Annotated in this window: 10 protein-coding genes and 1 pseudogene; 7 read left to right on the forward strand and 4 right to left on the reverse strand. The window is 60.6% G+C overall.

Going from position 1 to position 14034, the window contains the following annotated elements:
- Position 1: 1 nt before the first annotated feature.
- A complete protein-coding gene (locus tag AC1RKJ_RS02670) occupies positions 2-907 on the reverse strand; it encodes a DUF2155 domain-containing protein (RefSeq protein WP_492789355.1) in 906 nt (301 codons plus the stop codon).
- A 277-nt stretch (positions 908-1184) separates the two neighbouring features.
- The gene (locus tag AC1RKJ_RS02675) at positions 1185-1595 is read right to left on the reverse strand and encodes an NADH:ubiquinone oxidoreductase subunit NDUFA12 (RefSeq protein ID WP_492789356.1); all 411 of its coding nucleotides are present in this window, start codon (positions 1593-1595) and stop codon (positions 1185-1187) included.
- Between the two features lie 161 nt (positions 1596-1756).
- On the opposite strand from AC1RKJ_RS02675, the gene AC1RKJ_RS02680 reads away from it, so the two are divergent.
- The 3 genes from AC1RKJ_RS02680 (at position 1757) to AC1RKJ_RS02690 (ending at position 4325) form a co-directional block, all read left to right on the forward strand.
- On the forward strand, positions 1757-2902 hold the full coding sequence (locus AC1RKJ_RS02680) for a mechanosensitive ion channel family protein (RefSeq protein ID WP_492789357.1): 1146 nt from the start codon (positions 1757-1759) through the stop codon (positions 2900-2902).
- Positions 2903-3042: 140 nt separating this feature from the next.
- Positions 3043-3696, forward strand: coding sequence for a BA14K family protein (locus AC1RKJ_RS02685; protein ID WP_492789358.1), 654 nt, complete (start codon positions 3043-3045; stop codon positions 3694-3696).
- A gap of 164 nt (positions 3697-3860) precedes the next feature.
- Complete coding sequence (locus AC1RKJ_RS02690; protein WP_492789359.1) at positions 3861-4325, forward strand: BA14K family protein; 465 nt, start codon at positions 3861-3863, stop codon at positions 4323-4325.
- A 90-nt stretch (positions 4326-4415) separates the two neighbouring features.
- Here the strand turns inward: AC1RKJ_RS02690 and AC1RKJ_RS02695 are convergent, their stop codons facing one another.
- A complete protein-coding gene (locus AC1RKJ_RS02695) occupies positions 4416-6323 on the reverse strand; it encodes an autotransporter family protein (protein ID WP_492789360.1) in 1908 nt (635 codons plus the stop codon).
- A gap of 67 nt (positions 6324-6390) precedes the next feature.
- Here AC1RKJ_RS02695 and AC1RKJ_RS02700 point away from each other — a divergent pair, with 67 nt between their 5' ends.
- Positions 6391-6747, forward strand: a complete 357-nt coding sequence (locus AC1RKJ_RS02700) for a hypothetical protein (protein WP_492789361.1) — start codon at positions 6391-6393, stop codon at positions 6745-6747.
- A gap of 268 nt (positions 6748-7015) precedes the next feature.
- Here AC1RKJ_RS02700 and AC1RKJ_RS02705 read toward each other — a convergent pair whose 3' ends face one another.
- Positions 7016-7873, reverse strand: a complete 858-nt coding sequence (locus AC1RKJ_RS02705) for a DMT family transporter (RefSeq protein WP_492792624.1) — start codon at positions 7871-7873, stop codon at positions 7016-7018.
- 934 nt (positions 7874-8807) lie between these two features.
- On the opposite strand from AC1RKJ_RS02705, the gene AC1RKJ_RS02710 reads away from it, so the two are divergent.
- The 3 genes and pseudogenes from AC1RKJ_RS02710 to AC1RKJ_RS02720 form a co-directional block, all read left to right on the forward strand.
- The gene (locus AC1RKJ_RS02710) at positions 8808-12554 is read left to right on the forward strand and encodes a vitamin B12-dependent ribonucleotide reductase (RefSeq protein WP_492789362.1); all 3747 of its coding nucleotides are present in this window, start codon (positions 8808-8810) and stop codon (positions 12552-12554) included.
- Positions 12555-12654: 100 nt separating this feature from the next.
- Positions 12655-13659, forward strand: a complete 1005-nt coding sequence (locus AC1RKJ_RS02715; protein ID WP_492789363.1) for a DUF6161 domain-containing protein — start codon at positions 12655-12657, stop codon at positions 13657-13659.
- Positions 13660-13744: 85 nt separating this feature from the next.
- Positions 13745-13936: pseudogene (locus AC1RKJ_RS02720) on the forward strand (LLM class flavin-dependent oxidoreductase); the annotation flags it as partial.
- Between the last annotated feature and the right edge of the window lie 98 nt (positions 13937-14034).

Genomic DNA, 14034 nt, shown 5'->3' on the forward strand with positions numbered 1-14034 from the left:
ACTATTGCCGGAACGGCGGGAACGGATTTGGCGGAGGCGGCCGCTGCGCAGCCGGCTGCTTCGGCGGGCGCTTCTGCTGCTGCGGCGGAGGCGGTGCCGCCTTCGGCGCTTCCTGCTGGGCAACCGTCGCGGCCGGTCCCTTACAATCGGTCAGCCAGATGTCGTAAATCGGATGCTCGATGCCGTGCAGGCCTGGGCTCGCTGCGAACATCCAGCCGGAAAAAATCCGTTTCACTTCGCCCTGCAACGTAATCTCGTCAACTTCGACAAAGGAGTCGGTGTTGGCTGATTCCGTCGAAGGCCGCGTGTAGCAGGCCTGCGGTTTGATGCGCAGCGCACCGAACTGCACGGTCTCGCCCATATCAGCGTCGAACTTGATGATGCGCCCGGTGATCTTGTCCAGACCCGCGAAGACCGCCTGCTTGTTGACGATCTTCTGCGCCGGCGGCTCGGTCACGACCTCGTCGCCGGGCTGCAATGTTGCAGGCGTCGGCGGAGTTGCGCGCGGCTGCTTCTGGCCCGGCGGCAGGCCTGGCAGCGGGTTTGCGCCGGCGGGCGCGTTCGCGACGTTGGGCGTACCCTGCCCCGGCACCGTCGGCTGATTGGATGGCGCGGCTGCTGTTCCCGGCGGTGGCGGCAATGGCTGTGTCTGGACACTGCCGGGCGGCGGCACGCCCTGTCCCGGCGGCGGACGATTGGGTGTGGGAAGCAAGCGGCCCTGCGGCGGCAGATCCGGCACTTCCTCTTCTTCCGGCTCCTGCACCGGCTCTCCGCGCGGCACATTGCCCGGCGGACGCGGCCTGTCGGAAAAGATATTGCCGATCTGCGCGTGGGCGGGTGCCGCCAGCGACATCAGCGAGGCGGCGATGACGGCTGCGAAAGAAAGGGTGGCGACGGCTCGGAGCATCTTGCGCGACTTTACAGGAGCACGATGTCGAAACGTGTGAAGCGGTTTTCGGAAAACATCTTGCTCCACACCTGTCGGAACGATCACGTTCATGATCAGAATTGATCGGTCAAAACAAACGATTCAACCGAATCGGGCCTGCGCTATTTTACAGACAAAGGGCCGCGCGCAGAGCCTTCGGTTAACACGCCGATTACGGCGGGGAAAGGGCGGGAGATTCCGGCCACTTCATCCTCAATTAGATCGAACGACTGCCTTCAGGCCGGTCGGCTTGACGTCACTGTCCCGGTGTCCAGGACTGATAGTCACCGGTTGCCTTGGGCCGGCGGCCGGCCGCCAACGTCGAACCCGACGGGCGATAGGCGGCAGGCGTGCCGGTCATGTTGGGCCGGTGCGGTTTTTCCCACTCGCGCGCCTTGTAATCGATCTCGGTCGGGGGCGTATCGACGGTGTGATGAAGCCATCCATGCCATGCGGGCGGCACCCGCGTCGCTTCGGCATATCCGTTGTAAATCACCCATCGGCGCTCGAAACCGAGCGTCGGATCGATCTTGCCACCGCGCGTGCGGTAATACTGATTGCCGCCCTCGTCCTGTCCGACAAGTTCGCCAAATCGCCGCGTCCAGAGCTGGGTGCCGAACGTCGAACCGCTCCACCACGTGAAAAAACGCAGGAAAAACAGCTTCATGGCGTACATCCGACCAGTGGGCGCGCGTGCGGCGCGAGACGTGTTTGATGCCATCCGGCGACCCAATTGTCCAGCACCGACAGCAACTTGATGCAATGCATGAACCACCCGCTGTCCGGTGCGTTGAGGTGTGCCCACACACCCCACCGACGGGTCTGCCGATGCTGGATGTCATCAAATACAGTTATGCCGATGTTCTGGACGCCCTCTGGCGACTACCGAGCTGGCTCACGTCGTCGGCGCTCGTCATCGGCGGCGTTCTGGTCGCATTGATCGCCAATGCGGTGATCGTGCATACCCTCCGCAACACCCTAGGGGTCCGGCATCCCAAGACTCGCGCGCTGCTGACGCGCAGCAAGGGCCCGCTGCGGCTGGCGTTGATCGTTGTGGCGCTCGCGCTGGTGGTGAGGATCGCGCCCATCGGCGAACGGGCGGCCACGCTGTTCGGAAACATCCTCAACGTCGCTTTCATCGGACTGCTCGGCTGGACCGCCGTGATCGCTGTCCAGATCAGTTCGCAAGTCTATCTGCGTGGCTTCAAACTCGACGCCGAAGACAACCTGCTCGCGCGCAAACACGTCACCCAGGTCGGAATATTGAAACGCGCAGCCGACATCCTGATCGTCATTATGACCGTCGCTGCGGCCATGATGAGTTTCGAGCAGGTGAGGCAATACGGCGTCAGCTTGTTCGCATCCGCAGGCGTGGCCGGCCTCGCCATCGGTCTCGCCGCACGTCCCCTGCTCGCCAACCTGATCGCCGGCGTGCAGATCGCGATGGCGCAGCCGATCCGGCTCGACGACGTGGTGTTCCTTGAAGGCGAGTACGGCACCATCGAGGAAATCACGACAACCTATGTGGTGGTCAAGCTGTGGGACTGGCGGCGAATGGTGGTGCCGCTGAGTTATTTCATCGAGAAGCCTTTCCAGAACTGGACGCGCGAAACCTCCGCGCTGATCGGCTCCGTCTTCCTTTATGTCGATTACACAGTGCCCGTGGAAAAACTGCGCGAGAAGCTCATGGAGGTCGCACGCGCCTCGCCGCTCTGGGATGGCCGCGTGGTGGTGCTTCAGGTCAGCGACGCCACCAAGGATTACACAGTCGAACTGCGCGCGTTGCTCAGCGCGCGCAGCGCTCCGGCGGCGTGGGACCTGCGCTGCGAGGTGCGGGAAAAACTGATCGCGTACTTGCAGGAAGAGTATCCGGACGCCTTGCCGCGAACGCGGCAAGAGTTCGTTTCCACCGGAGAACGACATCGCACTGAGCTTTCTCCGCACGCGCTGGTGCCCGGCCACAGTGCCCGCTGAGACGCATGACATCGTTTGGTCGCAATCCATTCATGCTGCGTTGGGGCAGTGCATGGGAACGTGAACGCGAAACTTCGGCAAGTGCGGAACGTCTGACTTCCCCGCCCGTTCTTTCGTCAAGTTCATCAGGAGTTCAAACAATGATCAGTTTCAAAATTATCGGCGCAGCAGCCCTTCTGGCAGTTGCGCCTGCCCTTGTGTCGACTGCTGACGCTCAGCAGGGACGCGGGCACGGTGGAGGCGGTGGAATTTCGCGAGGCGGAGGCGGAGGCGCAGCATTCCGTGGCGGTGGCGGCGGTGGTTTTCGCGGCGGCATGAGCAACGGCGGATTCCGCGGCGGCAGTGCCGCAGCACGCCCGAGTTTCGGCGGCGGTTCGCGCGTGGGAAGCTTTGGCGGAAGTAACGTCGGACGTGCGGCGATCGCAGGAGCCGGTGTCGGCGCTTTGGCAACCAGCAATCGCTCCTGGCGTCCGGTCGCGCAACTCGGCGGCGGCAGGCAGTGGACCGGTGGTCGACAGTGGTCCGGCGGACGGCATTGGCGCGGACGCGGCTATGGTTACGGCTTCGCAGGCGGTCTGGCGCTCGGCGGACTCGGCTCGTCGTACTATTACAACGATCCGTACTACTACGATGACAGCTACGCCTACGCAGGCGACTACGTAGATGACGGACAGTATGCAGCGGCTCCCGCTAGCGGGGATGACGCCGCTTATTGCGCCCAGCGCTACAAGTCCTATGACCCGGCGTCCGGCACCTACCTGAACTACGACGGCAACCGCTATCCCTGCCCGTAAGCCGTTGCGGTGTAATTGACTTCTGCCTCTGGGGCGGTGTTCCATACCGGGAACCGCCCCAGAAGCGCCTGAATCCAGACGAACATTATTGCCCTCTGAATGGAGCAGCGTATTCCGCGCTCTCCCAATGCAGAGTGATCGATGCGGGCTTGGAGTGAGGAACGATGATCACCTTTAAGAATGGATGTGCGGTCGCAGCGCTGGCGCTGACGCTTCCGATGGTTGCGATGTCATCCGGCCATGCAGCTCCGCTGGCGCCCAGCCAGACTCTGGTTGCCGCTCAGGCCGGCGCAAACAATTCGCTTGTGACCGAAGTCCAATGGCGGCGGCGCGGTTACTATCGCGGCGGCGGTGCGGGTGTCGGCATCGGTCTCGCCGCAGGCGCGCTGATCGGCGGCGCAATCGCTGCAGGCGCCAACCCCTATTACGGACCGGGATATGGCTACGGGTATGGACCGAGTTACGGCTATGGTTATGGCGGACCGACCTACTATCGCGAACCGGTCGTTGTCGCGCCGGGCTATGGCGGCGATGATGCCGAGGCTTACTGTATGCGCCGATACCGGTCCTATGATCCCGCTTCAGGCACGTATCTTAACAACGACGGCAACCGGTATCCTTGCCCTTAGCAGTCAGATAATAAATCGAAAAAGGCGGCGCATTCACATGCGTCGCCTTTTTCTTGTTGGCTTGCCGTTTCATAGCCGCAAGAGGCCTTACTAGAATGAAATCTTCACGCCGCCCCTGCCCGTGATGGTCTGGCTTGAATCGGACATGGCAGTGAACTCGGTCGCGCCAAATACAGAGACGCCCGAAGCATTGCGCCAGTCGAATCCCGCTCCGGCGTAGAAGCCGACAACACTCCCCTTGCCCGGTGTCGCAAACGCGAGACTTTGACCGAGCAGAATGGTGTTGACGGTGCTGTCTCCGGCCCGCTGCAAGGCGATCAGGCCCGCGGTGCCGCTCAACTGAAACTGTTCCGTGGGAGTCGCATTCGTGGTGTGCGTTAGTTTGAATTCGCCGCGCTCCTCGAAATTGTGCGAGGTGCGTGAGCCGACGCTGAGATTCGTGCTCGATCCGCTTTCGTCATATCCGCCAAAACCCGCCGCCAGATACCGAACCCGCGCGGTCGGAGTCAGGGTCAAGTTGTAGCCAAGCGATTCCGTGAGTCCGTAGGCGATCTCGGGGCTGATGAACCAGCCGTTGTATTTGCCGACTGCGTATTCGTAACCACCCGGCGCCAGGTTGTTGGCGATCGTGCGCTTCACGTCATTTGTGCTGGTGCCGCCGAGCAAGGAAAAGTCCAGAAACGCGCGGCCCATCGCGTAGCGGCCGTAAACGCCGCCGAAGAGTATGTCGCTGTTGGTGTCGCCTGAATTGAGATCGATTGTCGACTTGACGTTGCCGCCGCCGATGAAGCCGCCGAGTCGCAGTCCGGGCTGAACCGTTTTGTCCACGCCGAGGACGCCGCCGTAGAAATTGTTTACCGAGCGCAGCGTCGGGGCGTCCGCCTGTTGAATTCTCCGTCCGCCAAAGCCCTGCGCCCAAACACTGGTGCCGTCGGCCGCCGTAAAGCTCGGGTTGCTCAACAACACCCGGTCGTTGCCCGCGTAGGCGAGCGCCGGAATGCCGGAGAAAGCGTCGTTGGCCATATCGCGCGCAACGTTGCCGGACGGAGCAAATCCCATCGCGGATGACCCGTTACCGCTGATTGGCGCGGGATTGGTGAGACGGCTCGTGACCAGCGAAGCGATTGTGCGCGTCACATCGACCATGTTGCGATCCTGCATCGCGAACGAGGTTGGATCGAGGATCGCGACTGTGTTGCCGCTGATAACATAGGGCACACCGCCGACAACATTTACCGTTGCGCCGGTGTCCATAAGTCCATTGATCGCGCAGCCGCAACCAAAAGAGCCGAACGTCAAAACAGATGAAATGTCATGGCCGGCAAAGATGTTGACATTCGTTCCAACTGAACCCGGCGACAAATCTCCGTTCAGGAAAATATTTCCGATGATGCGCGATCCCGGCAAAATATTGAGTGTCGTCGGAACAGTCGGACCCATGGCTTGCGTGAGATCGATAGCCGTTCCGTACAGCGAGCCATCAATTAGGCCGGCGTTCGATACAACAGCCGAGCCGCCAATACCTGCGAAGGCATCGAGCTCCCCGTATATTCTTCCTGCATTGAATGCGTATGCCAATCCGGTCAAAGATGCAGCCTGGACAACACCAAATCCGGTCGATGTATCGATAGTGCCGTAGTTGATGACAGTCGCATTGCCTGGCCCGGCAAGGCCGTTCACTGCCGAAGCAGATATGACATCGCCGGTGATCTTGCCGTAGTTGATTGTGGTAGCGTCACCACCGCCGCTCGACACCCCCGTGGACGTAATAATTCCGCCGCTCACGCTGCCGCTGTTGATCGTCGTCGCTGCACCATTTCCGAGGACCTGATTGTATATTCCGGCCGGTCCTAAATTGCCTAACAGCGTTCCGGAGTTGATGACGATGGAATTTCCGCCATCGAATGTCTGATTGATGATGGCATCGGCAGTTCCCGAGTTGATTGCCGTTGCTGTTCCTGCACCAAACCCCAGACCCCCGTTTGAAGTTTGTGTCACGATAAATCCGAACACCGTTCCGAAATTTATATTGGTGGCAGTTCCCCCTCCGTCCGATGAGGACAAGATGCTGGCCGCAATCCCGGAATTGATTGTCGTTGCAGATCCGCTGAAAGGCGCCGTGGTAACAGTCGTCGATGTAACAATGCTGCCCGCTCGTCCGGTATTTATCGTCAACGCCGATCCGCCATCGGACGTCGATGTGTCGATGACACTGATAACGGTGCCCGAATTTTGCGTCAGCGCTTTTCCCGTTTCCGCAGTCACCGTGACGTCGTCTACGGTCCCCGAACTTGTAACGATGCCAGTCGCATTGCCCGCAGGGGCCGGCCCAAGCGGGGCGACCGTCAAGGAACTACCCGTCAAATCCGTTGAAACCGTGCATGTCTGGTCCGGTGCCGGACCAACGCATGATTGGGCGTGAACTCCGGTCGTGAAGCCGACGCAACCGAACGAAACGCCGATGATCAGTACTGACAAAAACCGCAACGCGCGCGCTGCATGTGCGCGCTTTTCCAACACCCTGTCCGCAACAATCGACGCCACAACACCCCCGCGCCCCGCAGCTTCGATGCCGCAGAGTCCTTGCGGGAACCCTTAGCAGAGTGGGGTTCCATGGGCTGTTACATTCGGGATACAGAGCCAATTAATGGGCTATTGGCAGGCTTATCTGCGCGGATTGAGAGTATCGATCAGTATCGGGATGCCAGCACGACACCGGCAATAGTGAATCCCAAAGCCGCGATCTGTGCCGGGCCGAGCGGTTCGCCGAGGGCCACTGCCGATGCCACCACGCCGATCACCGGCACCAGCAACGTACCGATGGCGGCAACCGATGCCGGAAGCCTCTGAAGAGCTGCGAACCAGCAGGCATAGGCAATACAAAACTGGATGACGATCGAGTAGCCGAACAGCGTCCAGCCCAGTGACGACAGCGCCATGAAATGCGGCTGCTCTATCAGAAGACCCACTATCGACACCGGCAGGCAGCCGATCAGGATCTGCCAGACCGCCGAGGTCAGCGGCGGCAAAGTCAGCGGCCAGCGCTTGGCGATCACGGTGCCCAGTGCGAAACCGAAGGCACCCAGCAACGCCATGACGATGCCCGGCAACTTCGCGTAACTCGCCGCGACGCCGCCGCCTCCCATCAGCGCCACAAGTCCGGCCAGCGCCATGAGCAGCGCCACGATGCGGATGAGAGAGATGCGCTCGCCGAGAATCGGCCACGCCAGCGCGGCAGCCCAGACCGGCATCGTGTAGGCCATCACCGCAGCTTCACTCGCCGGCAGATACACCAGCGCCAGACCCATCAGCGCCATCCACGACGTCACGTTGAGAATCGACAGCAGCACCAGCCTGGGCCATTGCGCGCGCGGCACCGCGAGCGACTGCCGGAACGCCAGCGCCACCAGGGCCAGCAGCGCCGCGCCGACGATGCCGGACAGACCGCGCACCGACAGCGGCGGCAATTCGCTGAGAAGACGCTTGGTCACCGGCCAGTTCAGGCCCCAGCCGACCGACGTCGCCACCAGCAGCAGATAGCCGATCATCCGCGACCGCCGGAGCGCGGCGGCATGTTCGGTCGGCGTCGGTTCGATCAGGGCTTCGGGCGGTGTGCGCGTGTCCACAGCTTCGTCCTTCAACCAGTGTGGTGGTTCGCAAGTCCGCATCGTTCCCGCAGCTTGTTCTTTGCGGACTTGCGAACCAGAACCACACTGAAGTTATAAATTTCCAGTGTCCCTTCGAATCCGAAGTTCGCTTTGGGACCTGCAGCAGGGTCAGGCGAACTTCGGATTCGGGACACGGGTGTCCACAGCCATGTGGATGACGGGGAGAAAGACCACGTGCGCCCCTCGCGATCCACCCGAAATCCCCAAAATGAGCGCATAGCAAAGGTGCTTTTCCGGAGGCCCGCGACAAAGTTTGGAGGAACTCACAAGCAGGTGAAAATCCGGCTTCCGAATCCACAAGGACTCACCGATACTTCCCGCAATGCGAACCCTGCCGGCGATGACCCATTCCGCTGGAAATCCGCATTTTCCACCATATTTAGTATTTGATTCAGTTTTCGATACTAATTCTTGACGAGCCGGATGGAGTCGGCCTAGCTTTGGGATTGTTCGGCGCGAAGGTTTTAGGTTCGCCGGACACCTCCCGAAAAGGGTCAAAAAGACAGCTCCGTCAGGCCGGTCGAGGCCACGGGCCGTGGATTTGTCTGCCCGTTTTCCGGAGCCGGACGACAGTGCGCGTGCATAAGGCGAAACCGCGGAAAACCGTGGCGCAAAAGGCGAAATTGGGGCGTTCGGGCAAGACTGGTCGTGGGGACCATACCTTGCCCACCAGAGTTAACAGGCCGGGGCATCGGACCCAAATAAGGGACGAGCGTGAACGGCAAAGCTGCGAACGAACCAGTTCGCGAATTTGAAATCTCCGGTGTTCCGCCAGATGCGGACGCGCCGGCCAAAAATGAGACGGGGCACGACCATGCGAATCGAACGCCGCTACACCACAGCCGATCAGTCACCCTACGCCGCCATCGATTTTCGGCTGACGACGAGCGAGATCCGGAATCCGGATGGCTCGGTGGTGTTCCGGCTGGAGAATGTCGAGGTTCCCGAGTTCTGGTCGCAGGTCGCCTCCGACGTTCTCGCGCAGAAGTATTTCCGCAAGGCCGGCGTCGCCTCGCGCCTGAAGAAGGTCGAGGAAGAAACCGTTCCGTCGTGGCTGTGGCGCTCGGTGCCGGACACCGAGGCGCTGGCCGCCCTCCCCGAAGCCGAGCGCATCGGCGGCGAGCATTCCGCCAAGCAGGTGTTTGACCGCCTCGCCGGCTGCTGGACCTACTGGGGCTGGAAGGGTTCGTACTTCACATCGGAAGAAGACGCCCGCGCGTTCTATGACGAACTGCGCTTCATGCTCGCCAAGCAGATGGTCGCGCCGAACTCGCCGCAGTGGTTCAACACCGGACTGCACTGGGCCTACGGCGTCGACGGTCCCGGCCAGGGCCATTACTATGTGGACTGGAAAACCGGCAAGCTGACCAAATCCAAATCCTCCTACGAGCATCCGCAGCCGCACGCCTGCTTCATCCAGGGCGTGGACGACGACCTGGTCAACGAAGGCGGCATCATGGATCTGTGGGTTCGTGAAGCACGCCTGTTCAAATACGGCTCCGGCACCGGCTCCAACTTCTCGCGCCTGCGCGGCGAAGGCGAAAAGCTGTCCGGCGGCGGCCGCTCCTCCGGCCTCATGTCGTTCCTCAAGATCGGCGACCGCGCCGCGGGCGCGATCAAGTCCGGCGGCACCACCCGTCGCGCGGCCAAGATGGTCGTGGTCGACGCCGACCATCCGGATATCGAGACCTATATCGACTGGAAGGTGAAGGAGGAGCAGAAGGTCGCCGCCCTCGTCACCGGCTCCAAGATCAACCAGAAGCACCTCAAGGCCGTGATGAAGGCCTGCGTGAACTGCGAAGGTTCAGGCGACGACTGCTTCGACCCTGAAAAGAACCCCGCGCTCCGCCGCGAGATCAAGTTCGCGCGCCGCGCCATGGTGCAGGACAATCTCATCAAGCGCGTGATGCAGTTCGCCAAGCAGGGCTACACCGACATCTCGTTCGACGTCTACGACACCGACTGGGATTCGGAAGCCTATCTCACCGTCGCCGGCCAGAACTCGAACAACTCGGTTTCGCTGAAGGACGACTTCCTGCGCGCGGTGGAAACCGACGGCACCTGGGACCTGATCGGCCGCACCAACAAGAAGGTGACGAAGACGCTGAAGGCCCGCGACCTGTGGGAGAAGATCGGTTACGCCGCCTGGGCGTCGGCCGATCCCGGCCTGCACTTTAACACCACCATGAACGACTGGCACACGTGTAAAGCCAGCGGCGACATCCGCGCGTCGAACCCTTGCTCCGAGTACATGTTCCTCGACGACACGGCGTGCAACCTCGCCTCCGCCAACCTCTTGACGTTCTACGACACGCAGACGCGCCGCTTCGACGTCGAAGCCTACGAGCATCTGTGCCGTCTGTGGACCGTCGTGCTGGAAATCTCCGTCATGATGGCGCAGTTTCCGTCGAAGCCCATCGCGGAACTCTCCTACGAGTACCGCACGCTGGGCCTCGGCTACGCCAACATCGGCGGCCTGCTGATGACCATGGGTCTGTCGTACGACTCCAAGGAAGGCCGCGCGCTGTGCGGCGCGCTGACCGCCGTGATGACCGGCACCGCTTATGCAACCTCCGCCGAAATGGCGAAGGAGCTTGGCCCCTTCCCCGGCTACAAGAAGAACGCAGCCCACATGCTGCGCGTGATCCGCAACCATCGCCGCGCGGCGCATGGCGAATCCCGCGGCTTCGAGAACCTCGCCGTCAACCCGGTGCCGCTCGACTACGCAAGCTGCCCGCAAGCCGACGTCGTCGCCCGCGCCAAGGCCACATGGGACAAGGCGCTCGAACTCGGCGAACTGCACGGCTACCGCAACGCGCAGACCACCGTGGTCGCGCCGACCGGCACCATCGGCCTTGTGATGGATTGCGACACCACCGGCATCGAACCTGACTTCGCGCTGGTGAAATTCAAGAAGCTCGCCGGCGGCGGCTACTGGAAGATCATCAACCGCGCAGTTCCAGAAGCGCTGCGCGCGCTCGGCTATCCCGAGAACGAGATCGCGGAAATCGAAGCCTACGCCGTCGGCCATGGCTCGCTGGGTCAGTCGCCCGGCATCAACGTCTCGACCCTGAAAGCCAAGGGCTTCACCGACGAGGCGATCGCGAAGGCCGAGGCTGCATTGCCGACCGCGTTCGACATCAAGTTCGCGTTCAACAAGTGGACCTTCGGCGAGGATTTCCTCACCGGCGCGCTGAAGATCGATCCGGAAGCGATTGCCGCCCCCGGCTTCGACTTGCTCGCGGCGATTGGCTTCACCAAGCGCGAGATCGAAGCTGCCAACATCCACATCTGCGGTGCGATGACCGTGGAAGGCGCACCGCACCTGAAGGCCGAGCACTACAACGTGTTCGACTGCGCCAATCCGTGCGGGAAAATTGGAAAGCGTTATCTCTCGGTGGAAAGCCACATCCGCATGATGGCGGCGTCGCAGCCCTTCATCTCGGGTGCGATCTCCAAGACCATCAACATGCCGAACGACGCCACGGTGGAGGATTGCAAATCCGCTTACCTGCTGTCGTGGAAGCTCGCGCTCAAGGCCAACGCGCTCTACCGCGACGGCTCCAAGCTCTCGCAGCCGCTGAACTCGCAGCTCATCAGCGACGATGACGAGGAAGACGACGCGATCGAGGCGTTCTACGACAAGCCGATGGCGGCGCGCACCACCCAGGTCTCGGAGAAGATCGTCGAGAAGCTGGTCGAGCGCATCGTCGTCATGCGCGAGCGCGAGAAGATGCCGGATCGCCGCAAGGGCTACACCCAGAAGGCTGTCGTCGGCGGGCACAAGGTTTACCTGCGCACCGGCGAATACGATGACGGCCGCCTCGGCGAAATCTTCATCGACATGCACAAGGAAGGCGCAGCCCTTCGCTCCTTCATCAACAACTTCGCCATCGCCGTCTCGCTGGGTCTCCAGTATGGCGTGCCGCTGGAAGAATATGTCGACGCCTTCACCTTCACCCGCTTCGAGCCTGCGGGCCCGGTGCAGGGCAACGACTCGATCAAGTTCGCGACCTCGATCCTCGACTACGTGTTCCGCGAACTCGCCGTGTCGTACCAGTCGCGCTTCGATCTCGCCCATGTCGATCCGAGCGAGACGCAGTTCGACGCGCTCGGCAAGGGCGTCGAGGAAGGCCGCAATCCGGACGGCAACAAGTTCGTCTCGAAGGGCCTCACCCGCTCGCGCACCGACAAGCTTGTGGTCATGCAGGGTGGCGCCGACGCGCTGGCCGCAAGCAACGTCACCGCGATTGCATCGGGCGGCGCAACCGCACGGCACGGCAGCGAAGGTTCATCGGCCGAAGGCGCTGTCGCGCTGAAGGCTGCGGAGCCCGAGCGCGAACTCTCGCCGACCGAGAAGCTGGAGCAGCAAAACTGGAGCAAGTCCGGTTCAGCCGCAGCGGCCGTGCAGGCCGCACCGTCCAAGGCCGAACGCCGCGCGGAAGCCAAGGCGCGCGGCTATGAAGGCGACATGTGCACGGAGTGCTCGAACTTCACGCTGGTGCGGAATGGCACCTGTATGAAGTGCGATACGTGTGGAAGCACGACAGGGTGTTCGTGATTTTGAACATCGATTGAAAATATTAAAGGCCGCTCGAAGAGCGGCCTTTTTTCGATTGCCCTAATTTGAATTTCAAAATGCAAATAGCGAGGCGCATCAAATGGCAGAGGCAACTAAGGCGCAGCAATCGCTTGAGCGCATCCAACAATTCGATCCGGAAACTCTTTCCCGAGATATTGATCTGGGAACAGCATTGAATTTTAGAGAAGCTGTTGCGCCAGCGAAGAAGGCAATCAGCCTCTTTCAACAATTTCCTGCAGAATATCTTTCTGACATACCTCAAGCTCGGCAAAATCAGATTCAGGAGCATGCCGACAGCTTTTTTAATACTATTGAGCAGATACTTAAATTTGACCCGAAGCAAGACAACGCCTACGGCGTAAGAACTAGCCTTATTGATTCAATTTCAGGGCAGTATGATTCCTACTTCAACACCCTCTCCCCTCTAATATCTTACGCGGCATCACGAACGAAAGATTTTCGGGCGCTTGAACGCGAGGCGCGTGCTGCAATGCAGGCGGCATCAGATCGTGCATCGGAGGTAACTTCGAGCCTCAAGGGAAATCAGGAAGAAGCGGAGCGCATTTTAGGCGAAGTTAGAAAGGTTGCTGCTGAACAAGGAGTCTCGCAGCAAGCCATGTATTTCCAAGCGGAAAGTACATTACACGACAATGATGCCAGAGACTGGAGAACCGCCACCATTTGGACCGCCATCGGCCTTGGCTTGTACGCCATTGTCTCAGCAACACTACACAAAGTAAGTTGGCTAGCGCCGACTAACAATTATGAAGCCATTCAACTCGGTCTCAGCAAAATTCTCATCTTTGGCGTGATTGCCTATATGCTCGTCTTATGCGCCAGAAATTTTCTTTCGCATCGTCACAACGCGGTAATCAATAGGCATCGTCAAAATGCGCTTTTGACATTTAACGCGTTGGTAAACGCAGCCAAAAATGAGGAGCAACGAGATATTGTTCTAAGCTATGCGGCAGCTTGCATATTTGCTCCGCAAGATACCGGCTTCACCAAAGGCGGAGGAGCGCCCGAAATTCCGAGCAATATTGTTCAAGCCGTTCCTAAAATAGTCGCAGGCAGTCATTCTTAAGTTTAGCATCGATTACATCGCTACCGTGCCTCGCACGTCTGCAACCCCATGGGACGGATCGCACACGCGCGAGTGCCCCGCCTCAATGAAGAAAATCGGATTTCTCACCTTCGGCCACTGGTCACCCTCCTCGCATCCACAAACGCGAACCGCCTCTGACACGCTGCTGCAATCCATCGATCTCGCGGTCGCAGCCGAAGAGCTTGGCGCGGATGGGGCGTATTTTCGCGTCCATCATTTTGCGCGCCAGCTGGCCTCGCCCTTCCCGCTGCTCGCTGTCACCAATCCACCTTCCCTTCCCGCTCCTGCTTGATATAGCATCCGCTGCATAAGACTCGCGCAACGCCTCGCGGGAAACAAGAAACAACGCTGCGA

The sequence above is a fragment of the Afipia sp. GW822-FHT04G07 genome (assembly GCF_058800765.1).

What these genes read in the sequence shown, in the direction of transcription:
- AC1RKJ_RS02700 (WP_492789361.1), top strand. Translation starts at nt 6,391, where the DNA reads ATGCTGGCCGCAATCCCGGAATTGATTGTCGTTGCAGATCCGCTGAAA.
- AC1RKJ_RS02715 (WP_492789363.1), top strand. Translation starts at nt 12,655, where the DNA reads ATGGCAGAGGCAACTAAGGCGCAGCAATCGCTTGAGCGCATCCAACAA.
- AC1RKJ_RS02670 (WP_492789355.1), bottom strand. Translation starts at nt 907, where the DNA reads ATGCTCCGAGCCGTCGCCACCCTTTCTTTCGCAGCCGTCATCGCCGCC.
- AC1RKJ_RS02690 (WP_492789359.1), top strand. Translation starts at nt 3,861, where the DNA reads ATGATCACCTTTAAGAATGGATGTGCGGTCGCAGCGCTGGCGCTGACG.
- AC1RKJ_RS02705 (WP_492792624.1), bottom strand. Translation starts at nt 7,873, where the DNA reads ATGATCGGCTATCTGCTGCTGGTGGCGACGTCGGTCGGCTGGGGCCTG.
- AC1RKJ_RS02680 (WP_492789357.1), top strand. Translation starts at nt 1,757, where the DNA reads ATGCTGGATGTCATCAAATACAGTTATGCCGATGTTCTGGACGCCCTC.
- AC1RKJ_RS02710 (WP_492789362.1), top strand. Translation starts at nt 8,808, where the DNA reads ATGCGAATCGAACGCCGCTACACCACAGCCGATCAGTCACCCTACGCC.
- AC1RKJ_RS02675 (WP_492789356.1), bottom strand. Translation starts at nt 1,595, where the DNA reads ATGAAGCTGTTTTTCCTGCGTTTTTTCACGTGGTGGAGCGGTTCGACG.
- AC1RKJ_RS02685 (WP_492789358.1), top strand. Translation starts at nt 3,043, where the DNA reads ATGATCAGTTTCAAAATTATCGGCGCAGCAGCCCTTCTGGCAGTTGCG.